This is a genomic window from Rahnella sp. PAMC25559 (assembly GCF_050632365.1).
GTDB classification, from domain to species: Bacteria; Pseudomonadota; Gammaproteobacteria; order Enterobacterales; family Enterobacteriaceae; genus Rahnella; species Rahnella rivi.
In genome coordinates this window covers 3,429,567-3,452,529 of sequence record NZ_CP192543.1, presented here as the reverse complement: position 1 = coordinate 3,452,529, position 22,963 = coordinate 3,429,567, and the positions used below count along the sequence as shown (strand labels likewise).

At 53.6% G+C, this 22,963-nt stretch carries 18 protein-coding genes; 8 read left to right on the top strand and 10 right to left on the bottom strand.

Annotated elements, in window-relative coordinates; genetic code table 11:
* Nucleotides 1-102: 102 nt before the first annotated feature.
* Complete coding sequence (gene lpxM / locus ACQZQY_RS17035) at nucleotides 103-1,083, top strand: lauroyl-Kdo(2)-lipid IV(A) myristoyltransferase (RefSeq protein ID WP_056770007.1); 981 nt, start codon at nucleotides 103-105, stop codon at nucleotides 1,081-1,083.
* A gap of 73 nt (nucleotides 1,084-1,156) precedes the next feature.
* On the opposite strand, the gene ACQZQY_RS17030 is transcribed toward lpxM, so the two are convergent.
* The 6 genes from ACQZQY_RS17030 to ACQZQY_RS17005 all read right to left on the bottom strand — a co-directional run bounded on the left by ACQZQY_RS17030 (nucleotide 1,157) and on the right by ACQZQY_RS17005 (nucleotide 10,888).
* Complete coding sequence (locus tag ACQZQY_RS17030; protein ID WP_431296072.1) at nucleotides 1,157-2,374, bottom strand: MFS transporter; 1,218 nt, start codon at nucleotides 2,372-2,374, stop codon at nucleotides 1,157-1,159.
* An 81-nt stretch (nucleotides 2,375-2,455) separates the two neighbouring features.
* On the bottom strand, nucleotides 2,456-4,840 hold the full coding sequence (locus ACQZQY_RS17025) for a GNAT family N-acetyltransferase (protein WP_431296071.1): 2,385 nt from the start codon (nucleotides 4,838-4,840) through the stop codon (nucleotides 2,456-2,458).
* A 12-nt stretch (nucleotides 4,841-4,852) separates the two neighbouring features.
* The gene (locus ACQZQY_RS17020) at nucleotides 4,853-6,163 is read right to left on the bottom strand and encodes a lysine N(6)-hydroxylase/L-ornithine N(5)-oxygenase family protein (RefSeq protein ID WP_431296070.1); all 1,311 of its coding nucleotides are present in this window, start codon (nucleotides 6,161-6,163) and stop codon (nucleotides 4,853-4,855) included.
* A 13-nt stretch (nucleotides 6,164-6,176) separates the two neighbouring features.
* The gene (locus ACQZQY_RS17015; RefSeq protein ID WP_431297203.1) at nucleotides 6,177-7,733 is read right to left on the bottom strand and encodes a pyridoxal phosphate-dependent decarboxylase family protein; all 1,557 of its coding nucleotides are present in this window, start codon (nucleotides 7,731-7,733) and stop codon (nucleotides 6,177-6,179) included.
* A 643-nt stretch (nucleotides 7,734-8,376) separates the two neighbouring features.
* Nucleotides 8,377-9,819 carry a pyruvate kinase gene (pyk, locus tag ACQZQY_RS17010; protein WP_056770023.1) on the bottom strand — a complete coding sequence of 481 codons (1,443 nt, stop codon included), beginning with the start codon at nucleotides 9,817-9,819 and terminating at the stop codon, nucleotides 8,377-8,379.
* A 199-nt stretch (nucleotides 9,820-10,018) separates the two neighbouring features.
* Nucleotides 10,019-10,888: a MurR/RpiR family transcriptional regulator gene (locus ACQZQY_RS17005; RefSeq protein ID WP_056771891.1), complete on the bottom strand. Its 870-nt coding sequence runs from the start codon at nucleotides 10,886-10,888 to the stop codon at nucleotides 10,019-10,021.
* 408 nt (nucleotides 10,889-11,296) lie between these two features.
* Here ACQZQY_RS17005 and zwf point away from each other — a divergent pair, with 408 nt between their 5' ends.
* Nucleotides 11,297-12,772 (top strand): glucose-6-phosphate dehydrogenase, encoded by a 1,476-nt coding sequence (zwf, locus tag ACQZQY_RS17000; protein ID WP_431296069.1) that lies wholly within the window; start codon nucleotides 11,297-11,299, stop codon nucleotides 12,770-12,772.
* A 201-nt stretch (nucleotides 12,773-12,973) separates the two neighbouring features.
* Nucleotides 12,974-13,615, top strand: a complete 642-nt coding sequence (locus tag ACQZQY_RS16995; protein WP_056770031.1) for a bifunctional 4-hydroxy-2-oxoglutarate aldolase/2-dehydro-3-deoxy-phosphogluconate aldolase — start codon at nucleotides 12,974-12,976, stop codon at nucleotides 13,613-13,615.
* 63 nt (nucleotides 13,616-13,678) lie between these two features.
* On the opposite strand, the gene ACQZQY_RS16990 is transcribed toward ACQZQY_RS16995, so the two are convergent.
* The gene (locus ACQZQY_RS16990; protein WP_431296068.1) at nucleotides 13,679-14,023 is read right to left on the bottom strand and encodes a RidA family protein; all 345 of its coding nucleotides are present in this window, start codon (nucleotides 14,021-14,023) and stop codon (nucleotides 13,679-13,681) included.
* Between the two features lie 145 nt (nucleotides 14,024-14,168).
* On the opposite strand from ACQZQY_RS16990, the gene ACQZQY_RS16985 reads away from it, so the two are divergent.
* From ACQZQY_RS16985 to rnd, 5 genes are all read left to right on the top strand, one after another.
* On the top strand, nucleotides 14,169-16,082 hold the full coding sequence (locus ACQZQY_RS16985) for an ATP-dependent DNA helicase (protein WP_431296067.1): 1,914 nt from the start codon (nucleotides 14,169-14,171) through the stop codon (nucleotides 16,080-16,082).
* A gap of 72 nt (nucleotides 16,083-16,154) precedes the next feature.
* Complete coding sequence (gene tsaB / locus ACQZQY_RS16980; protein WP_122095119.1) at nucleotides 16,155-16,856, top strand: tRNA (adenosine(37)-N6)-threonylcarbamoyltransferase complex dimerization subunit type 1 TsaB; 702 nt, start codon at nucleotides 16,155-16,157, stop codon at nucleotides 16,854-16,856.
* A gap of 62 nt (nucleotides 16,857-16,918) precedes the next feature.
* On the top strand, nucleotides 16,919-17,539 hold the full coding sequence (locus ACQZQY_RS16975; RefSeq protein ID WP_431296066.1) for a Slp family lipoprotein: 621 nt from the start codon (nucleotides 16,919-16,921) through the stop codon (nucleotides 17,537-17,539).
* A gap of 229 nt (nucleotides 17,540-17,768) precedes the next feature.
* Nucleotides 17,769-19,466: a long-chain-fatty-acid--CoA ligase FadD gene (fadD, locus tag ACQZQY_RS16970; protein ID WP_056770052.1), complete on the top strand. Its 1,698-nt coding sequence runs from the start codon at nucleotides 17,769-17,771 to the stop codon at nucleotides 19,464-19,466.
* A gap of 96 nt (nucleotides 19,467-19,562) precedes the next feature.
* Nucleotides 19,563-20,684 carry a ribonuclease D gene (gene rnd, locus ACQZQY_RS16965; protein WP_122095123.1) on the top strand — a complete coding sequence of 374 codons (1,122 nt, stop codon included), beginning with the start codon at nucleotides 19,563-19,565 and terminating at the stop codon, nucleotides 20,682-20,684.
* 366 nt (nucleotides 20,685-21,050) lie between these two features.
* On the opposite strand, the gene minE is transcribed toward rnd, so the two are convergent.
* Genes minE through minC form a run of 3 tightly spaced genes read right to left on the bottom strand, consistent with a single transcriptional unit; the run spans nucleotide 21,051 to nucleotide 22,850 of the window.
* Nucleotides 21,051-21,320 carry a cell division topological specificity factor MinE gene (gene minE / locus ACQZQY_RS16960; RefSeq protein WP_056770062.1) on the bottom strand — a complete coding sequence of 90 codons (270 nt, stop codon included), beginning with the start codon at nucleotides 21,318-21,320 and terminating at the stop codon, nucleotides 21,051-21,053.
* Between the two features lie 3 nt (nucleotides 21,321-21,323).
* Nucleotides 21,324-22,136 carry a septum site-determining protein MinD gene (gene minD / locus ACQZQY_RS16955; protein ID WP_056770068.1) on the bottom strand — a complete coding sequence of 271 codons (813 nt, stop codon included), beginning with the start codon at nucleotides 22,134-22,136 and terminating at the stop codon, nucleotides 21,324-21,326.
* Nucleotides 22,137-22,160: 24 nt separating this feature from the next.
* Nucleotides 22,161-22,850 carry a septum site-determining protein MinC gene (gene minC / locus ACQZQY_RS16950; RefSeq protein WP_056770072.1) on the bottom strand — a complete coding sequence of 230 codons (690 nt, stop codon included), beginning with the start codon at nucleotides 22,848-22,850 and terminating at the stop codon, nucleotides 22,161-22,163.
* Nucleotides 22,851-22,963: the final 113 nt, after the last annotated feature.

Sequence of the window (22,963 nt, the reverse complement as noted above, 5' to 3'; positions counted from 1 at the left end):
TCAGGATCCTGCCCCCGTGCTACATGCTGACGTGCAGTGATTTATTGCAAAATAAATCACTGCACTTATCATTAAGCCAGAATTTGTCATAAGAGCCTGAGTATGCAGCCAGAAAAAGAAAAACGAACGCCTGTTGAATTTATTCCGCAATTTCAGAAAGCCTTTTACCATCCGCGTTACTGGGGCGTCTGGCTGGGCGTCGGTGCGATGGCCGGTATGGCATATGTGCCTGCCAAAATACGTGATCCGATTTTAGGCAGTCTTGGCCGCCTGGCCGGGAAATTCGCCAAAGGTGCGCGCCGCCGTGCGCAAATCAACCTGTTGTATTGCCTGCCAGACACACCGGAAGCCGAGCGTGAACACATCATTGATGAAATGTTTGCCGCCGCACCGCAGTCGATGGTGATGATGGCTGAGCTGGCGCTGCGTGACCCGAAAAAAATCATGGATCGCGTTCACTGGCACGGTAAAGAAATCATCGACCAGATGCAGGCCGAGGGCAAAAACGTGATTTTCCTGGTGCCCCATGGCTGGGCCGTGGATATCCCGGCGATGCTGATGGCGGCAAGTGGTCAGCCGATGGCGGCCATGTTCCACAATCAAAAAAATCCGCTGACCGACTATTTATGGAATACCGTGCGCCGTCGTTTTGGCGGCAGAATGCACGCCCGCAACGACGGCATCAAACCCTTCATCAGTTCAGTGCGACAGGGATACTGGGGCTACTATCTGCCCGATCAGGATCACGGTGCGGAGCACAGCGAGTTTGTCGATTTCTTTGCGACCTATAAAGCAACGCTGCCCGCCGTCGGCCGGCTGATGAAAGTGTGTCGCGCGGCTATCGTGCCGCTGTTCCCGGTGTATAACGGCCACGAGCAACGGCTTGATATCTTTGTGCGCCCGCCGATGGACGATCTGGCCACCGCCGATGACGTCACCATTGCGCGCCGGATGAATGAAGAAGTGGAATTGCTGGTGGGGCCGAATCCTGAGCAATACACCTGGATCCTCAAACTGCTAAAAACCCGCAAACCGGGCGAGCCGGAACCTTATTCCCGCAAAGAGCTTTTCCCGAAAAAATAACGGTGAAAGAAAAATAAAAAGGCTGAGTGTCAAACCTCAGCCTTTTGCTTTTTAGGCAATCCTGGTGCGCAGGTCAGCTTTTTTGCGTTTTCGACAAAAACGCAGCAATCAGCACCGCTCCGGCCAGACCGGCTACCAAACCCGCCAGCATAAAGATGCCGCTACCCTGGGCGAAATAGAGTTTTTTCGCCACTTCGATACCCGCAGCAAACACCACAATGGTGATAAGCCCGAGCGCCGCCGCCACGGTGCCTTTTCCGGTCGGGCTGGAAAATAGTGTCAGCCGGTAAAGTCCGGCATTCACCAGTCCGGTACCCAGCGCGTACAGCCCAAGCCCGGTGATAATCCATTGCCACGCGTGGGCCATGAACAGGGCTGCACCGGCGGCGATCGCCAGCCCCAGCGTTATCGGGATCAGGCCGAGCCAGATGGGGGTACGAATGTTAACGTTGCCGCTGAGTTTGTTCAGTGCAATGTTGCCAATGATGAGCCCGGTGAACACCGGCACCTGCAACCCGCCGTATTGCAGCGGTGTCATTCCGGCATCCTGAATCAGCCACACCGGCGACTGCGCGACCCATGCCAGCAGCGGCAGGGTGATAAGCCCGATGGACAGCGACCCAAGGATCACGCCTTTATTACTCAGCACTTCGCGATAATCAGCCAGCAGGCGGCGCATTGAAAAGCGGCCATCACGGCCCGTCGCTGTTTCAGGCATGCTGCGCCACAACCCCCAAAATGAGAGTGCCGACACCAGCGAGAACAGGGCAAACATCATTTTCCAGGGCGCGTAATGGATGAACGCCGCACCGGCCAGCGGCCCGAGCAGCGGGGCGATAAGCGTGATGTTTGCCATCAGTGCCATCAGTTTTACGCTCAGCGTTTCATCAAACGCTTCCTGAATCGCGGCATACCCGACGGCGCCGATAAAGCACAGACTCATCCCCTGCAAAAATCGCATCAGAATGAACTGTTCGATACTTTGCGTGAAGACAGTCAGAAAACAGGTCAGGGTGAAAAAGGCCACGCCGGTGAGCAATACCGGCCTGCGGCCAAGCCGGTCGGATAGCGGGCCGAGCAGCCATTGCAGTAAAATACCGCCGCACAGGTAGGCGGTCAGTGACGTGGACACCCAGTCAGCGCTGGCGCTGAAATCGCTGATCACCTGCAACATGCCCGGCTGGATCATATCGTGGGCGATGTAGGTGGCAAATTCGAACACCACCAGTGACAGCGGGAAGAGCCACCGGCGAACATTCAGCCCTGAGGCAGGGTCGGAAACGGACGACATAACAATCATTCTCCACGACGTAAAATCAGAAAAGCGCGGCCCTCTCAGGCCGCGCTAAAAACGCACCAAATAAATCTGTGTTTAGTATTTGTTGGCGTAGGCTGCGATCGGGTTCTCCAGCGTACCGGCGAATTTCAGGTTTTGTGCCGGATCGGACAGGTTGATCATTTGCTGATTATTCGCCAGTTGCAGACGGTTCAGACAGGAGTGGGTGAACTCCGGACCGAACATGTCATAGCGGGCAAATTTTTCGGCCAGCTCGGGATACTGAATCTGATAATCGCGCACCACTTCCGCCACCACCTGCCAGAATTGTCCGGCAGGATAGTCACCATGCTCTTCCAGAATACGGGCGATAAAGCGGAATACCCCGGCGAAAACGTCGGTGAAAATTGACAGGATTTTCAGCTCTTCCGGGACATCCACTGCCAGACGTTTGGCTTTTTCCGGCAGACTGGCATGCGGATTCATCACTGCAATTTCTTCAGCAATATCCTTCATGAACGCATTCACCGGGATGTTGTTTTCAAAACGCAGGATCAGGTTTTCGCCGTGCGGCATAAACACCAAATCGTACTGGTAGAAGCAGTGCAGCAGCGGGCTGAGATACGCATGCATGTAGCGCTTGAGCCAGTCGCTGGTGCCCAGACCGGAGGATTTAATCATCTCAACAATCAGCGCATCGCAATGTTTATCGGTATGCAGCAACGCGGCCATGGTCATCAGGCGCTGATTAGGTTGCAACTGCGCCACCGGGTTTTCACGCCACAAGGCCGCAAACATTTTCTTGTAGGCGCTGTCGCCTTTGATGGCCTCTTCGAAGTAATGGTTGTGATAACCGAGGGACGCCACTTCCTGTAAAATTTTGAAGCCGGTGGACTGCAGATAGGTATCGTTTTCCACCAGCTCCGCCAGCCATTCATTAATGCCCGGTGTGGTCGCCATGTAATAAGGCGAAAGCCCGCGCATAAAGCCCATGTTCAGAATGGACAGCGCCGTTTTCACATAACGGTGACGCGGCTGGCTGGCGTTGAAGAAAGTACGGATCGACTGCTGTGCCAGATACTGATCTTCACCTTCGCCGAGGAAAATCAGGAACTGACGGGCGATGTCCGGGGCGAAAACGGTGAGTAATTTATTCTGCCACTGCCACGGGTGCACCGGCATGAAGTAGTAGTTTTTCGGATCGACGCCGATATCCACCAGCTTTTGCGTGAACGCACAAATTTGCGCGTCGCCCAGCTCTTCGGCGATCAGTTTTTCATACGGTAAATTCTCCGTACTGGCGAAATGCGCTTTGTCGTGATGTACCGCCACCCACACTAATTTCAGCGGATTCGCGGCCTCAGGGGCATAACGCACATAATCACCGGCATCAAAACCGATGCGGCCATTGTTGGCAATAAAGCTTGGATGACCTTCCGTCATGCTGGTTTCCACGGTCTGGAAATCGGCTTCTGTCAGTTGTCTGGCGGTGGTGTGATTGTTCGCCAGTTTGTAGGCGCTGCTGTAAAGCGTGCTGCTGATTTCTTCCATATAGGTCGGCAGCATGGCCTGCGAGATGCCAATTTGATCGGCAAATTCAATGATGAATTTCAGGGCATCAAGCGGCTGCGCGGTGAAGTTGTCCAGACGCTGAATGCTGTCGAGATCGATCATCCAGTCGTTGAGAGGCAACTGGCGTGCGCGGAATCGGTATTCCACCTCAGATGCCGGAACGGCCAGCCGGTAAGCGGTCCAGACGCCGTCGGACTGCAATGCTTCAGGGGCGAGCAGGCGTTCATGGGTCAGTTCGGACAGGCATTTACGCAACAGCAGGGCGTTAGCCCTGGACCAGATCTCAGGTTGCAGGTGCTGGCCGGATTGCAAGTGATCAGATGTCATGTGGGTGTTTTCCTTCTGGCTGGCCTGCAAAAAATCTTCACGCTGGCAAAATGCCAGCCAGGCCGTTTTGTGTGTCAGTTGAACCTGTTTCTGATAACGGAAACCGGCACGTTTATTCAGGGTGTGGATCTTCTCGTTGCGCACGTCTGGCTCGACCACCACGCGTCTGACGTCGGGCAGGCTGAACAGGTATTCCATTACCGCGGAAAACACCTGCCAGCTGAAACCGGGCAGCGGTTTTTCTGCCGGTGAAAGCAAAATGTGCATGCCGATGTCGCCCGGCTGGACGTCATAATGTTCACGCAGCGGATCATCCTGCACCGGATAGCATTCGATTAAAAAGCGCGGCTGGCCGTCAATCTCGCCCATCAGCGCCGCATGGGGTTTTCCGGCGGTCAGGTCACGGTAAAACGCCTCAACTTCCGCGACGCTGCTGTTCTGCATTCCCCAGAAATGGGCGTAGGGACGGGTCATCCATCCGTGCAACACCGGGGCGTCCTGCGCCAGATGCAGCGGGCGCAGGGTCAGCAATCCGGCTTCACGCGGGCAGGAAAATAGGCTGGCTGGGGTAGTATCAAACATGTCCTGATCTCCTTATTTGTCTGCCAGACTGCGGGCGCAGAAAGTCTGGAAGGCGATGGATTTTTCCACTGTGTAGACTTCTTTGCCGAGCATTTCGCGGATGATGGTGCTGTTGCGGTAGCACGCCATACCCAGATCCGGCGTGACGAAACCGTGGGTATGCAGCTCGGCGTTTTGCACGAAAATCTGGTTGTGCGCATCAATGCTGTAGTTACGGTTGACGGCGTAGCGTCCGGCTTCATCCCAGCGGATGCGGTTGTGGATCCCTTCGATAAACTGCGGCGGCTGATAGCTGTAACCGGTGGCGAGGATCACCGATTCGGTTTTGTGGCGATATTCCTGCTGCTGTTCATGGTGCAACAGATGCATTTCAAGGGTGCCGTTGCGGTTGCGGGTGAGATCCGTCAGCTCGGAGTGTGTGTACATATCGACCTTCAGCGGTCCGTCGAGGCGCTTGGTGTACATCAGATCGTAGATATCGTTGATCAGGCTGGCGTTGATGCCTTTGTACAACCCTTTTTGTTCGCGGTTGAGCTGGTCACGTTTGCTCATCGGCAGCTCATGGAAATAATCGATGTACTCCGGCGAGGTCATTTCCAGCGTCAGTTTGCTGTATTCCAGCGGGTAGAAACGGGGGGCGCGGGTCACCCAGGTCAGATGGTAATCGTACTTTTCGATATCTGAGAGCAGGTCGTAATAAATCTCCCCCGCGCTCTGGCCGCTGCCGACCACGGTGATGGATTTGGCGTTTTGCACCTGCTCTTTATTTGGCAGGTAAGCCGAGGAATGATGCACGTTGTCACCGGCCTGACGGGCGCAGGCGGGCATCCACGGCGAGGGGCCGGTGCCGAGCACCAGACGTCTGGCGCGGTAAACCTGCTGATCACCGCTTTTGGTGGATCGCGCGTGAACCAGATAGCACTCCAGCGCGGCATCCCAGGTCACCAGTTCCACACGGGTGGAAAATTGCAGGCTGGTAAGCTGTTCGCATGCCCACTGGCAGTATTGATTGAACTCTTTGCGCATCATGAAGAAGTTTTCACGGATGTAAAAAGAGTACAACTTGCCTTGCTGCTTCAGGTAATTCAGGAAGCTGTAACGGCTGGTCGGATCGGCCAGGGTCACTAAATCCGCCATAAACGGGGTCTGCAAATGGGCACTTTCAAGCATCATGCCGGTGTGCCAGTCAAAGCCGTCATTCTGGTCTAAGAACAGGCCGTTCAGCGCGTCCACCGGCTCGGTCAGACAGGCCAGCCCGAGGTTGAACGGGCCGATGCCGATGGCGATGAAATCATAAGTTTGTGTGGTCGGGTTGATGTTCATAGTACAGCTCCTGTTACCGGTTTTTAGCGGCGCTCAGCGCGGCGGCAGTCAGTTCTTTGCCGTAATGCGTGATGAGGCCGAGCACATCGGCGATGTCTTCCGTGGTGGTCATCGGGTTGAGCAGGGTGAACTTCAGGTACTGGCGCTGATGGACTTTCGTGCCGGCAATCACCGCGCTGCCGTCGCGGAAAATCGCTTTGCGGATGTCGGCATTGATCGCATCAATCTGTTCATGGCTCATGGACAGGCGCGGAACAAAGCGGAACACCAGCGTGCTCAGTTCGGGCTTATGCAGCACCTCGATATTCGGGTTGTTTTCCATCATCTGATGGGTTTCGGTGGCACGTTGCAGCAACACGTCGAAGGACTCACCCAGCGCCTGCTGGCCCATGACGCGCAGCGTCAGCCACATTTTCAGGGCATCAAAACGTTTGGTGGTCTGAATACTTTTGTTCACCAGATTTGGCGTGCCCTCCAGCTTGGCGCTCAGCGGATTGAGGTATTCCGCATGGTGGGTAACGTGCTCCAGATGGCTGTGGTCGCTGACCAGAAACGCGCTGCAACTGACCGGCTGGAAGAAGGATTTGTGATAATCCACGGTAACCGAATCGGCCAGATGAATGCCTTCGATGCGCTGACGATGCTGCGGCGACACCAGCAATCCGCAACCGTACGCGGCATCGGCGTGCATCCAGATTTTTTCTTTACGGCAGATCTCTGCAATCTCATTCAGCGGATCAATGCTGCCAAAGTCGGTGGTGCCAGCGGTGGCAACAATCGCAATCGGGATCAGGCCTTCGGCATGGCAGCGATCAATTTCGGTTTTCAGCGCACCGATGTCCATGCGAAACGCACTGTCACAGGCGACCGGCACCACGGCGTCATAGCCCAGGCCGAGCAGGGCGGCGGATTTTTGAATACTGAAGTGGCTGACCTGAGAGCTGAAGATGCGCCAGCGGTTCGCTTCCGGTGGCAGCCCCTGATGCTTGATGCTGTGCTGCGGGCGGGTGCGCTTGCAGTAGCTGTCGCGTGCCAGCAGCATCGCCATGAGGTTGGACTGAGTGCCGCCGCTGGTGAAAATGCCGTCCGACTGCGCGCCGAAACCGATGCGCGCCAGCGTCCAGTCGATCACCTTCTGCTCAATCAACGTCCCGCCTGCGCTCTGATCCCAGGTATCGACGGAGGAGTTGATCGCGCTGATAAATAACTCCGCCAGCTGAGAGGGAACCACCGTCGGGCAGTTGAGGTGAGCAAGGTATTTTGGGTGATGAAAATAGACGGCATGCTGGAGATATAAATCATCCAGTTCTTCCAGCGCCAGCCGGGTTCCGGCTAAAGGTTTGGTTAAATCAATATGACGAAACTGCTCAGCTAATTCAGCGGGCGACACGCCGGAAAAAGGTTTTTCCGTATGGTTTATGTGAGATTTAATTAACGCAATGCCTTGCTCGATCTGCGCCTGCCATTCCGGCGTGCTATTTTGATTGAAAATATAGCCCTGATTTTTGCTTATTTGGGTCTGCATTTCGGCAGGTGTTTGCATTAATTCCCAATTATTCATCTGGCTCATTTTGGCACCTTGTTTGTGTGGCATTTATTCCGCTGCGGGCGTGGGGCGTCCGCCCGGAATTTACAGGGATCATGTTTTGAACGTGTGCGTCTGCGGGCAGGGCCGGTGGCCACGCCTGCAAAGAGTGTGCTTTTAAAGTCTGATTTAACAAAAATCTACAGTGTTTTCTCTTGTATGATTTCCTTAGTGCGGATTTATACAAGGATTTAACGAATGCGAATCATTATAAATGCAAATCATTATCATTCAACGTTGGCATTGAACATTTATCACATACCGGCGTATTTCATGTTTTTATGTGACGAACATCACATAACTGGCCGGTGATGAATCAAATTACTGATAATCCCAGCGGAGTAATCTGTATTTTTTATTCATTTTTAGACATTCAGACGGCAGCCTGAGAAGGCAAAAGGTTATATTTAGACGTAATAAGCGAAGGGGTAATAAAGCGGAGCGGATCCACGCAGGGATAAAAACCTCATCAATATGACACCGGAATGGCAAAATAATGATCAGCTCATCCCTTCAGATGGCCTCATTAAAAACAGGGGAACGGCTTGTTTTTGGCTGAAATAAAAAAACCGGCTTTTCAGCCGGCTTAAATAATATTTTATTACAGTTTTATTTGCTGGCTTTGTGTTTATTCCACACGAAGTACGCGGCTGGTGTTAGTGGTGCCGATGGTGCTCATGACGTCGCCCTGAGTGATGATCACCAGATCACCGGAAAGCAGGTAGCCTTTATCACGCAGCAGATTCACGGCGTCCTGAGCGGCCGCCACGCCGTCGTTTTGGCTGTCGAAGAACACCGGTGTGACACCACGGTAAATCGCGGTCAGGTTCAGCGTATGCTCGTGGCGGGACATGGCAAAAATAGGCAGGCCGGAACTGATACGCGACAGCATCAGCGCGGTACGCCCCGATTCCGTCATCGAGATAATCGCCGTCACGCCTTTCAGGTGGTTGGCCGCATACATGGCGGACATGGCGATGGCTTCTTCGGTGTTATCGAATTCCACGTCCAGACGGTGCTTGGAAACGTTGATGCTTGGGATTTTTTCCGCACCCAGACACACGCGCGCCATCGCCGCGACGGTTTCAGACGGGTACTGACCGGCGGCGGTTTCCGCTGACAGCATCACGGCGTCGGTGCCGTCGAGCACGGCGTTCGCCACGTCCATGACTTCCGCACGGGTTGGCATCGGGTTGGTAATCATCGATTCCATCATCTGCGTGGCGGTGATCACCGCACGGTTCAGCTGACGGGCGCGGCGGATCAGTTTCTTCTGAATTCCGACCAGTTCCGGGTCACCGATTTCCACACCCAAATCACCACGCGCGACCATCACGACGTCAGACGCCAGAATGATGTCATCCATCGCCGCGTCGCTGGCAACGGCTTCCGCGCGTTCCACTTTCGAGACGATTTGTGCATTACAGCCTGCGGCGCGCGCCAGACGGCGGGCATAGTTGAGGTCTTCACCGGTACGCGGGAAGGAAACCGCCAGGAAATCGACGTCCATTTTCGCGGCTGTAATGATGTCTGCTTTATCTTTCTCGGTCAGGGCTTCTGCGGAAAGACCCCCGCCCAGTTTGTTGATGCCTTTGTTGTTGGACAGCGGGCCGCCAACGGTCACTTCGGTGAACACTTTCATGCCCTGAACTTCGAGCACTTTCAGCTGTACGCGGCCATCATCGAGCAGCAGGATATCGCCGGGCACGACGTCAGCAGGCAGACCTTTATAGTCGATGCCGACTTTCTCTTTGTCGCCTTCGCCTTTGCTCATGTTGGCATCAAGCAGGAATTTGTCACCGATGTTGAGGAAGACTTTGCCTTCCTTAAAGGTGGATACGCGGATTTTAGGGCCTTGCAGGTCACCGAGGATCGCCACGTGGCGGCCAAGGCGGGCGGCAATCTCACGCACTTTGTTGGCGCGCAGGATGTGATCTTCAGCCGTTCCATGCGAGAAGTTCATACGCACGACGTTTGCGCCGGCGGCAATGATTTTCTCAAGGTTGTTATCGCGGTCGGTAGCGGGACCGAGTGTGGTAACGATCTTCGTTCTTCTGAGCCTTCTGGACATACTTACTCCGTTCGTTAACTGATGCCTGATAATGTGTAAAAACAGCGAGTCCACATTGGATTAAGGTGTAATTGTCATACAAAAGAGTGTCACCTGTATGACTCGCTGACCTCCTGTCTGGCCGTCGCCAACGCACTTTGCGCGTAGATTTTCTGCCAGACTCCCTATTAAATCTGCAACTTGTTACTGATATGTTTATTTACTCAGGCTGCACCGGGATTAAGATCCCTTTATCAAAGCGCGATTCCTTCAATGCTTCTTTGACGCGCTTCAGGTTATCTCTGAATTTTGTGCCGCGGCGCAGTGTAAAACCGGTCGCCAGCACGTCAATCAGCGTGAGCTGGGCAATACGTGACACCATCGGCATGTAAACGTCGGTGTCTTCCGGGACGTCAAGCAGCAGGGCCAGCGTAGCCTCATGGGCCAGCGGGGTGTTAAAAGACGTAATGGCGATCACGGTGGCGTCATTTTCACGCGCCAGTTGTGCCAGCTCGACCAGATTTTTGGTGCGGCCGGTGTGCGAAATCAACACAACCACGTCGCCTTCGCTGGAGTTCATACAGCTCATGCGCTGCATGACGATATCGTCGAAGTAGACCACGGGAATGTTGAAGCGGAAGAATTTGTTCATGGCATCATGCGCCACGGCGGCGGATGCGCCCAGCCCAAAGAAGGAAATCTTTTTGGCCTGAGTCAGTAAATCAACGGCGCGGTTGATGGCGGCGATGTCGAGGGTGTTTTTCACCTGATCGAGGCTTGCCATGGCGGATTCGAAAATTTTGCTGGTATAGGCGCTGACGCTGTCTCCTTCGTCAACGTTACGGTTAACGTAAGGTGTGCCGTTCGCCAGACTTTGTGCCAGATGCAATTTAAAATCTGGAAACCCTTTTGTGTCGAGGCGACGGCAAAAACGGTTTACAGTAGGTTCACTGACATCGGCCATGCGGGCCAGAGTGGCGATACTTGAGTGGATAGCAATGTTCGGTGATGCCAGGATAACTTCGGCCACTTTACGTTCTGACTTGCTCAGAATGTCAAGATGAGTCTGGATTTTTTCCAACGTATTCATAAGCATGCCACTCATAGGTTTCGACGATTTCTTTGAAAAGAGGAAATCCTGTCTGTTTGATGAAAATATACTACGCGCATTAACGTGTTGGCAGCGTCAGTCAGGCGAAATAACGGCTTTTTTTGTCAGAGTTTGACCGAGATCTAACTTTCAGTATGGTAAATTCCGTCCGGTTTTGTCATAAAATTACAGGATACAGCCGGATTTCATGGCATCCCGAAGTGTGATGATAAAAATAGGGTTTTTACGCGGAGCCAGCGGGCTGTCAGATCAAGGTTTACGGCTTACGGGCAATCAGAGTACATTGTTGCTGAAATAAAATTACAATATGTACCCGGATATTCAGGTTGCAGCTTAAGCATTGGCAGCCCGATATATAAAAGGTATTCCTGCATTAAGGAGAAGAACATGGCGGTAACCCAGACAGCCCAGGCGTGTGACCTGGTTATTTTCGGTGCAAAAGGCGATCTTGCGCGCCGTAAACTGTTGCCTTCCCTGTATCAGTTAGAGAAAGCAGGTCACATTCACCCTGATACCCGCATCATCGGTGTCGGACGTGCGGAATGGGACAAAGCGGCCTATACCGAAGTGGTCAAAGAAGCGCTGACCACCTTCATGAAAGAAAAAATTGATCCGGAACTGTGGGAAAAACTCAGTGCCCGTCTTGATTTTTGTAACCTTGATGTCAACGATCTGAAGCATTTTAAAGTGCTGGGCAAAATGCTTGACCAGCAGAACCGCGCCACCATCAACTACTTCGCGATTGCGCCAAGTCACTTCGGCGCTATCTGCCGGGGTTTGGGTGAAGCCGGGCTGAACAAAGAGCCTGCGCGCGTCGTGATGGAAAAACCATTAGGGCACTCTCTGGAGTCTTCTCAGGTTATCAACGATCAGGTGGCGGAATATTTCGCTGAATCTCAGGTTTACCGTATCGACCATTATCTGGGTAAAGAAACGGTACTGAACCTGCTGGCGCTGCGTTTCGCCAACAACCTCTTCGCCAGCAACTGGGACAACCGCACCATCGATCACGTGCAGATTACCGTGGCTGAAGAAGTCGGTATCGAAGGCCGCTGGGGTTACTTCGATGACGCGGGTCAGATGCGCGACATGATCCAGAACCACTTGCTGCAAATTCTGACCATGATCGCCATGTCTCCACCGGCCGATCTGAGCACCGACCGCATCCGTGATGAAAAAGTGAAAGTGCTGCGTTCCCTGCGCCGCATCGATCAGTCCAACGTGCGTGAAAACACCGTGCGCGGGCAGTACACCGCCGGTTTTGTTCAGGGCAAAAAAGTCCCTGGCTATCTGGAAGAAGAAGGCGCGAAAAAAACCAGCAGCACCGAAACCTTCGTGTCTATCCGTGTGGATATCGATAACTGGCAGTGGGCGGGCGTGCCGTTCTATCTGCGTACCGGTAAACGTCTGCCGAGCAAATGTTCAGAAGTGGTGGTGTATTTCAAAAGCCCAGCGCTGAATCTGTTCCGTGATTCTTACCAGCAGTTGCCGCAGAACAAGCTGACCATTCGTCTGCAACCGGATGAAGGTATCGAGATCGAAGTCCTGAACAAAGTACCGGGTCTGGAGCACAAACACCGTCTGCAAACCACCAAGCTGGATCTGAGCTTCACCGAAACCTTCAACGAACAGCATATTGCTGATGCTTATGAGCGTCTGCTGCTGGAAACCATGCGCGGGATCCAGGCGTTGTTCGTGCGTCGTGATGAAGTGGAAGAAGCCTGGAAATGGGTCGACTCCATCATGAATGCCTGGGCTGCGGAAAGTGAAGCACCAAAACCGTACCAGTCGGGGACATGGGGTCCGGTGGCGTCCGTTGCGATGATCACCCGTGATGGCCGTTCCTGGAATGAGTTCGAGTAAACGCTCTTCACCAGAAAAACGCTGCTTATGCAGCGTTTTTTTATGACACATCAAGTCTTTTAGCAGTTAGGAATAGTAGTATTGTCCAATCGGGTGTGGTCGGTTTCCGCTGATTTTTTCATTCAGAAAAAGTTGCCGGACCCTGTGGCAGGGGCGCGCCATCAATCACAACGATGCCTGCGGGCATGAACGGAGAACAAGATGAAAAACTGGAAAACAAGCGCGGAACAGATTCTGACCTCAGGGCCGGTTGTTCCTGTGATTGTTATCAATAAGCTGGAACACGCGGTACCGCTGGCAAAAGCACTGGTTGCTGGCGGCGTGCGTGTGCTGGAAGTCACCTTGCGTACTGCCTGTGCGATGGATGCTATCCGTGCTATTGCGAAAGAAGTGCCGGAAGCGATCATTGGTGCGGGGACCGTGCTTAACCCTCAGCAACTGGCCGAAGTGACGGAAGCCGGTGCGCAGTTTGCCATCAGCCCGGGCCTGACCGATGCGCTGCTGAAAGCTGCCAACGCCGGGTCGATTCCGCTGATCCCAGGTATCTGCACCGTGTCTGAACTGATGATGGGTCTGGACGCCGGTCTGCGTGAGTTCAAATTCTTCCCTGCGGAAGCTAACGGTGGCGTGAAAGCGTTGCAGGCAATCGCCGGGCCGTTCCCGCAGGTACGTTTCTGCCCGACCGGTGGGATCACACCGAAGAACTACCGCGACTATCTGGCGCTGAAAAGCGTGCTGTGCATTGGCGGTTCGTGGCTGGTGCCTGCAGACGCGCTGGAAAGTGGCGATTACGCGCGCATTACTGAATTAGCGAAAGAAGCCGTGTCGGGCGCTGCCAGCTGATTTACCGCTCAGAAATAAAAAAACCTCCAGTTCGGAGGTTTTTTTATTTCTGACGATCGGCGCTTAGCGGGCGGCGATGATCTTGATTTCAATCTTGTATTTCGGGTTCATCAGGTTCGCCTGAACCGTGCAGCGTACCGGCGCATTGCCCGGCGATACCCACGCATCCCAGGCTTCGTTCATGGCCGGGAAATCTTCTTTGTGAACCAGAAACAGCGTGGCATCGAGGATTTTGCTTTTGTCTGAACCGGCTTCAGTCAGCACGGAGTCAATGATCGCCAGCGTTTCAGCGGTCTGATCTTTGGCATTCGCCTCCAGATTTTCCGGCACTGCGGTGTAATAAATCGTGTCGTTGTGGATTACCACATCGGACATGCGTGGCTCAGGCCGGATCCGTTCGATGGTCATACGTTGTGTGCTCCTGTTAGTCACTTTTCATTGATGGCGTTAAGGGTATCACAAAGGTTGAATGCGTTGGATTGGCAGATGGCGGTGGTAGTCAGGGCAAGGGATTGGCATAATCACTGCTGATCCGTACAGGTAGAGAGACAGCGTGACAGACGATTTTGCAACAGACGGCGCTTTGGCGCAGAAAATTGAAGGTTTTAAACCTCGTGAACCTCAGCGTCTGATGGCGCAGGCTGTCAGCAAAGCCATCAGCGAAAAGCAGGGGCTGGTGGTGGAAGCCGGAACCGGTACCGGCAAAACTTACGCCTATCTTGCTCCGGCGCTGCGCTCGGGCAAAAAAGTCATTATTTCCACCGGTTCCAAAAACTTGCAGGATCAGCTCTATTCCCGCGATCTGCCACGGGTCGCCAGCGCGCTGAAATTCAAAGGCCGTCTGGCGCTGCTGAAAGGCCGCTCAAACTATCTGTGTCTGGAACGTCTCGAACAGCAATCGCTGGCGGGTGGCGATCTTGCCAGCCAGGCACTCAGCGAACTGGCGCATCTGCGTCACTGGTCAAGCAGCACGGAAGAGGGCGATATCAGCACCTGTAACGTGGTGCCGGAAGACAGTTTTGTCTGGCCGCTGGTGACCAGCACCAACGACAATTGCCTCGGCAGCGACTGCCCGTTATACAAAGAATGTTTCGTGGTTAAAGCCCGCCGTAAAGCGATGGATGCTGATGTGGTTGTGGTTAACCATCATCTGTTTATGGCGGATATGGTGGTGAAAGAGAGCGGGTTTGGCGAGCTTATTCCGCAGGCCGATGTGATGATTTTCGATGAAGCACATCAGATCCCTGATATCGCCAGTCAGTATTTCGGCCAGCAACTGACCAGCCGCCAGTTGCTGGATATGGCGAAAGACATCAACATCGCTTACCGCACCGAAGTCCGAGATTCCGTCCAGTTACAAAAAAGCGCCGACCGCCTCAGCCAGAGTACGATGGATTTCCGTCTGGCGCTCGGCGAGCCGGGTTTTCGCGGCAACCTGCGCGACGTGCTCAGCCAGACGGCGATCCAGCGCGCGCTGTTACTGCTCGATGACGCGCTTGAACTCTGTTACGACGTGGTCAAACTCTCCCTGGGGCGCTCCGCCTTGCTGGATGCCGCCTTCGAACGCGCCACGCTGTACCGCAATCGCCTCAAACGTCTGAAAGACGTCTCCATTCCCGGCTACAGCTACTGGTACGAATGCAATTCACGTAACTTTGTGCTGGCGCTTACGCCGCTGTCGGTGACTGACAAATTCAGCGACATGATGAAAGAAAAACCGGGGGCGTGGATTTTCACCTCGGCGACGCTGTCGGTGAACGATCAACTGCATCACTTTACCGACCGCCTGGGGCTGGATGACGCCGAAACCTTGCTGCTGCCAAGCCCCTTTGATTACGCCACACAGGCCATGCTTTGCGTTCCGCGTTTTCTGCCGGAAACCAATGTGCGCGGCATTTCAAAACAGCTGGCGCGCATGTTGCGCCCGCTGATTGAAGCCAACAAAGGCCGCTGTTTCTTTCTGTGTACTTCTAACCAGATGATGCGCGAACTGGCGGAAGAGTTCCGCGCAACGCTGATGCTGCCGGTTTTATTGCAGGGCGAAACCAGCAAAGGCCAGCTGCTGGCGCAGTTTGTGGAAGCGGGCAATGCATTGCTGGTTGCCACCAGCAGTTTCTGGGAAGGCGTGGATGTGCGCGGCGATGCGCTGTCATGCGTGATCATCGACAAATTACCCTTCACCTCGCCGGACGATCCGTTGCTCAAAGCGCGAATTGAGGATTGCCGGCTGCGCGGCGGCGATCCGTTCAATGAAGTACAATTACCGGATGCGGTGATCACCCTTAAGCAGGGCGTAGGGCGTTTAATCCGTGATACCGACGATCGCGGCGTGATGGTGATTTGCGATAACCGGCTGGTGATGCGGCCCTATGGCGAAGTTTTCCTCAACAGTCTTCCCCCGGCACCGCGTACCCGTGATCTGGCGCAAGCGATCCGCTTTCTGCAAAACGCTGAAGAGCAGAAATAGCCCGCTGTTTATGCTAGGATCCTGCCCGCAAAAAAGGGTTTAACTCATTCAATTCCCCGCCTGAGGTTTGGCATGTCCACACGAATTTTAGCAATTGATACGGCGACTGAAGCCTGTTCGGTTGCGCTATACAATCAGGGCGAAACGCTCGCCCATTTTGAACTTTGCGCCCGTGAACATACGCAGCGCATTCTGCCGATGGTGCAGCAGATCCTCGCAGAAGCAGGGCTGACCCTCAATCAGCTGGACGCGCTGGCCTTTGGCCGCGGGCCGGGCAGTTTTACCGGCGTGCGTATCGGCATTGGCGTCGCGCAGGGGTTGTCCTTTGGCGCAGAACTGCCTTTACTGCCGGTATCGACCTTACAAACCATGGCGCAGGGTGCCTGTCGCCAGACCGGTGCGCAGCGGGTGCTGGCTGCCATTGATGCCCGCATGGGCGAAGTGTACTGGGGGGAGTTTACCCGCAATGCTCAGGGTATCTGGGAAGGCGAAAGCAGCGAAAAAGTGATCAAGCCGGAACAACTTCTGGCCCGCGCCGGGGAACTCTCCGGGCGTTTTGCTACCGTCGGTACCGGCTGGGAAACCTATCCACATTTGCTTGGTGAATCTCCGGCTACAGAATTATTTGATGGCAAAATGTTACTGCCGCAGGCGGAAGATATGTTGCCGCTGGCGCTCCAGCTCTGGGAAAAAGGCGTTCGCGTCAAACCGGAAGACGCTGAACCGACTTATCTGCGTAATGAAGTGACGTGGAAAAAGCTGCCGGGCCGGTAAGTACAGGCAACTTGCCTCTGAAAGAGTGGTCATAGTTGAGAGTATGCACAGGAGTCATCGCAATGCGTAAGTGGTCCAAAGTTCAGCAGTTCTCAGCGGGAAAAAGTAAAAAATGGGCGTTGAGTGCCGTCGCACTGAGCGTTCTGGTGTTGTCAGGATGTGTCACGGTGCCGGACGATATTCGCGGCACCACCGCAACGCCGCAGATGAATTTACAGGCGGTGCAGGGCGCACCGAGCCTGTACGTCGGTCAGGAGTCGCGTTTTGGCGGCAAAGTGGTCGCTGTGACCAATTTGCAAAACAAAACTCGCCTCGAAATTGCCACTGTTCCGCTGGATGACGGCGCGCGACCGATCTTAGGCGCGGCCTCGCGCGGGCGTATTCTGGCGTACATCAGCGGATTCGTTGATCCTGTCGATTATCGCAATCAGCTGGTGACCGTTGTCGGGCCTATCACCGGCGTTGAAAAGGGCAAGATTGGCGAATCGTCCTACGATTTTGTGACCGTGAACGTCAACAGCTATAAACGCTGGCGGATCCAGCAACAGGTAGTCATGCCTCCGCAACCCATCGGCCCTTGGGGCTGGGGCTACGGTGGTCCTTATGATTCCTGGGGGCGAGGGTTTGGGCCGGGATGGTATGACACGACACCTGCACGGGTCGAGAGTGTCGTTACTGAATAAAACACTGCGGCGCAGGCCTCCGCCGCAGACATAACACTCAGACAAGATCGTTGTTAAGGCGGCTTAATTGCCGCCTTTTTCTTTTTTAGCCACGGACGGCGTGGAAATAGTGATATGCCTCTCAACCTCGACATTGTTTGAAACGCAACTGGTAAGCTGAGTTAAAATATTGTTAAAGACGTGATAAAACTCGTCGCATTGAGATGGCAACAGATTCAGGAGTAATACCTTGGAAAAGGTCTGGCTAAAACGTTATCCGGCAGATGTTCCTGAGAACATCGACCCCGATCGCTACAGCTCGCTGGTCGAGATGTTTGAGAACGCCACGTTGCGTTATGCCGACAGTCCGGCATTCATCAACATGGGCGAGGTGATGACTTTTCGAAAACTCGAAGAGCGCAGCCGGGCCTTTGCTGCCTACCTGCAAAACGAGCTGGGTTTGCAAAAGGGTGACCGCGTGGCGCTGATGATGCCGAATCTGCTGCAATACCCGATTGCCCTGTTTGGGGTGTTGCGCGCGGGCATGGTGGTGGTTAACGTCAATCCGCTTTATACGCCGCGCGAGCTGGAACATCAGCTCAATGACAGCGGCGCAAGCGCGATTGTCATTGTCTCCAACTTTGCTCATACGCTGGAAAAAGTGGTCTACAAAACGCAGGTGAAGCATGTGATCCTCACCCGTATGGGCGATCAGCTTTCTGCGGCCAAAGGCACGCTGGTAAATTTCGTCGTTAAATATATCAAACGCCTGGTGCCGAAATACCATCTGCCGAACGCGATCTCTTTCCGTACAGCATTGCAACGCGGACGCCGTCTGCAATACATCAAACCCGATGTGATTAATGACGATCTGGCGTTTCTGCAATACACCGGCGGTACCACGGGCGTGGCCAAAGGCGCGATGCTGACACACCGTAATATGCAGGCAAATCTGGAGCAGGCGAAAGCGGCCTATGCGCCTCTGTTGCGTCCCGGCCAGGAGCTGGTGGTGACGGCGCTGCCGCTTTACCACATCTTCGCACTGACCGTAAACTGCCTGCTTTTCCTCGAAATGGGGGGGCGCAGCTTGCTGATCACCAATCCGCGCGATGTTCCGGGAATGGTGAAAGAGCTGGCGAAATATCCGTTTACCGCCATCAGTGGTGTGAATACGTTATTTAATGCGATGCTGAATAACGAAGATTTCCGCGAGCTGGATTTCTCGACGCTGCGTCTTTCTGTGGGCGGCGGAATGTCCGTGCAGAAATCTGTGGCGGATAAATGGGAAAAACTCACCGGCAAGCATCTGCTGGAAGGCTACGGTCTGACCGAATGTTCGCCACTGGTGGCGGGAAATCCGTACGATCTGAAGCACTACAGCGGCAGCATCGGTATACCGGTGCCCTCCACGGAAATACGTCTGGTCGATGACAACGGTCAGGACGTCGCACCCGGAGAGCCGGGTGAGTTGCTGGTTCGTGGCCCGCAGGTGATGCTCGGTTACTGGCAACGGCCTTCTGCCACCGATGAGGTGCTAAAAGATGGCTGGTTATCGACGGGCGATATCGTTACAGTGGACGAGCAGGGTTTTATCAGGATTGTCGATCGTAAAAAAGACATGATTCTGGTTTCAGGTTTCAATGTCTACCCTAACGAAATTGAAGAGGTGGTTTCACAACACGACAAGGTTCTGGAGGTCGCTGCTATCGGCGTACCCAATGACGCGTCCGGTGAAATCGTCAAAATTTGCGTGGTGAAGAAAGACCCGTCACTGACCAGCGAAGAACTCCTGGCGCATTGCCGCCGGTTATTAACCGGTTACAAAGTACCGAAGATAGTTGAGTTTCGCGATGAATTACCGAAGTCTAATGTCGGAAAAATTCTCCGACGCGAGCTTCGTGATGAACAGACTAAACCGAAAGCCGACCCCAAACAGGACGCCGCATAACGGTTAGCATGCCACTCAGTGATGGTCAGACTCCAAACGCCGGCGATGTCCGGCGTTGTCACGTTATAACGCAGTTATGATTAAGAGAAATAAGATTTGAATTATCAGTTAATTACTACCAATGACGCGCTGGAGCAGGTTTGCCTCCAGGCGAAAGCGCACAGTAAAATTGCGCTGGATACCGAATTTGTCCGCACCCGCACCTATTATCCGCAACTGGGTCTAATCCAGTTATTCGACGGCGAGAAGCTGACGCTGATCGACCCGTTACCGATCACGGCCTGGCAGCCTTTTATCGATCTGCTGACCAATCCTGATGTCGTGAAATTCCTGCACGCCGGCAGCGAAGATCTGGAAGTGTTTCTCAACGCCTTTGGCGTGATGCCGACACCTCTGATTGATACGCAAATCCTGGCGGCCTTCAGCGGGCGTCCGTTGTCCTGCGGTTTTGCTCGTCTGGTGGCGGAAACGACCGGCGTTGAGCTGGATAAAAGTGAATCCCGCACCGACTGGATCGCACGTCCGCTGAGCGAAAAACAGTGCGTCTACGCTGCCGCTGACGTGTGGTATTTATTACCGCTTGCTGACCAGTTGATGAAAGAAACCGAAGAAGCCGGGTGGATGGATGCCGCGCTGGATGAATGTCTGGCGCTGTGCCGCCGACGTAAAGAGGTGCTGCAACCGGAACTGGCATATCTGGAGATCACCAATGCTTTCCAGCTGCGCCCGCGTCAGTTGGGTTGTCTGAAACTGCTGGCAGCATGGCGTCTTAACCAGGCCCGTCAGCGTGACCTGGCGGTTAACTTCGTGGTACGTGAAGAGAATCTGTGGCAGGTCGCGCGCTATCAACCTGGTTCACTGGGTGAGCTTGAGTCCCTGGGACTGAGTGGCCCGGAAATCCGCTATCACGGGCGCACACTGCTGGCGCTGGTGGAAGAGTCGAATGCGCTGGATGAGTCTGAATTGCCCGCGCCGATCCAGAACCTGATTGACCAGTCGGGCTATCGCAAAGTCTTCAAAGACATTAAAGCGCTTATCCAGACCGTCAGCGAAGAGAGCGGACTGAGTGTTGAACTTCTGGCGTCGCGTCGTCAGATAAATCAATTACTGAGCAGCCACTGGCAGTTAAAAACCAAAGAATCCCAGCCTGAATTAATCAGCGGCTGGCGCGGTAAACTGTTAGGCGAAAGGCTGGCGGAAATACTGAAAGATTACTGAGTCATCATTCCCGTAACGGTAATTAAATTCAGTTGATGAATAAAAAGGGCGGAATTAATTTCGTCCTTTTTTATTTGTGCATTTTATTTCCGCAAACGCCGGAATAATGGACAGGAAAGTGCATTTTAGAATAGGGGCATTAAGCCACAGTAAAGGGAATATCAGCCAGGCTAAATGGGATGAGTCTTAATAGAAGATCGGCAGAAAAACAGAAATAAAGCAGGGTAAAACGGAAAGCGTGTTTATTTAAACAGTGGGTGGTTATACAGTGTTTAACGAATAACGTCATGTTCAGGTAACCCCCTGAGCGAGCAGGGGGACATTAACCTGGTAAATACACCGTCATAACCTGCAACTCAACTGCTGTCATTTAGGCGTTTCTTCCGATTCAGGCAAGGTGACGTTCAGCTCAAGCACTGAAATATCATCCCCTTTTTGCTCAAACTGAACCTGCAACATCTCCGGATCGATCTTAATGTATTTACAGATCACCGCCAAAATATCACGTTTCAGATCAGGCAAATAGGAGGGTTCGCTGTCCCCCCTGCGTCGCTCTGCTACGATGATCTGTAGCCGTTCCTTGGCTATATTGGCTGTCGGCTTTTTACGGGACAGAAAGAAATCTAACAAGGCCATGGTTTATCCCCCAAAAAGGCGTTTCAGGAAACTCTTCTTCTCTTCCTCAATAAAACGGAACGCACGTTCTTCACCAAGCAAACGGCTGACGGTGTCATCGTACGCTTTGCCTGCATCGGATTCCTGATCCAGAATCACCGGCTCGCCCTGGTTGGACGCGCGCAGCACTGACTGGTCTTCAGGGATCACACCCAACAGTGGAATACGCAGAATTTCCAGCACGTCTTCCATGCTCAGCATATCGCCACGGCTTACGCGACCCGGGTTATAACGAGTGAGAAGCAGATGTTCTTTGATAGGCTCTAAGCCTTTCTCCGCACGACGGGATTTAGACGATAAAATGCCCAAAATGCGGTCTGAGTCACGAACGGAAGAGACTTCAGGGTTGGTGGTGATGATCGCTTCATCGGCAAAATACAGCGCCATCAGCGCGCCGGTTTCGATGCCCGCAGGGGAATCGCACACCACGAAGTCAAATTGCATTTCGTTTAAATCATTGAGGATTTTTTCGACGCCTTCGTGCGTCAGCGCGTCTTTATCACGCGTTTGAGAAGCCGGAAGAATGAACAGGTTATCGGTGCGCTTATCTTTAATCAGCGCCTGATTCAGCGTGGCATCGCCCTGGATAACGTTAACGAAGTCATACACCACGCGGCGTTCACAGCCCATGATCAGATCCAGGTTACGCAAACCAATATCGAAATCGATAACAACAGTCTTCTTGCCTTTTTGAGCTAAACCGGTAGCGATGGCCGCGCTTGAAGTGGTCTTGCCAACGCCCCCTTTACCCGATGTAACAACTATGATGCGTGCCATGAATGGATTCCTTGTCAAAAGGGCTTAGTTTAAAGGTTGTATGGTTAACACGTTATTTATCAGGCTGAGGCGCGCGGCCTGACCGAGATAGTCGGCCGGGATTTGATCACTCAACCAGTACTGCCCTGCGATAGAAACCAGCTCAGCGCCCAGCAGTGTGCAAAAAATCTGACAATTTGCATCCCCTGCGGCACCTGCCAGTGCTCTTCCTCGCATCATGCCGTAGATGTGGATATTGCCATCGGCAATCAGTTCCGCACCTGCGCTGACGCTGCTCGTCACAATGAGGTCGCTGTTACGGGCATAAATCTGTTGGCCGGATCTGACCGGCGTACTGACAATGCGGGTTTTAGCCGGGGCATTATCGGGTACGACAGGGACGGGCGGCTCGGCGGCGATACGCTGTGCACGGCCTTCACTCAGCAGCGGTAAACCGGTGCGGGAAAGTGCGCGTTTTTGCTTTTCGTCTTTGCAACCACTGATGCCAACAACGCGAAAGCCTGCAGAAGCGACAGCCTGTTGAATGTCTTTCCAGTTTGCGTCACCACTGAGTGATGCAACGTTGATAACAACAGGGGCATTTTTCAAAAAGGCCGGAGCTTGCTCCACTTTTTCCTGTAATGCCTGGTAAATAACCTCAGGTTGTGAACTATGTAAATGAACAACCGATAAGGTAAAACTGCTGCCTTTTAGTTCTATTGGCGATTGTGACATCTATCCTGACTCAGTCTCAGCAACTCTAAATCCCCGGAATACCACTCGGGGGGCGATATTCCGATGTACATTAAGCATGGTATAGTTACAGTTATATCTCCGCAAGCCGCCGT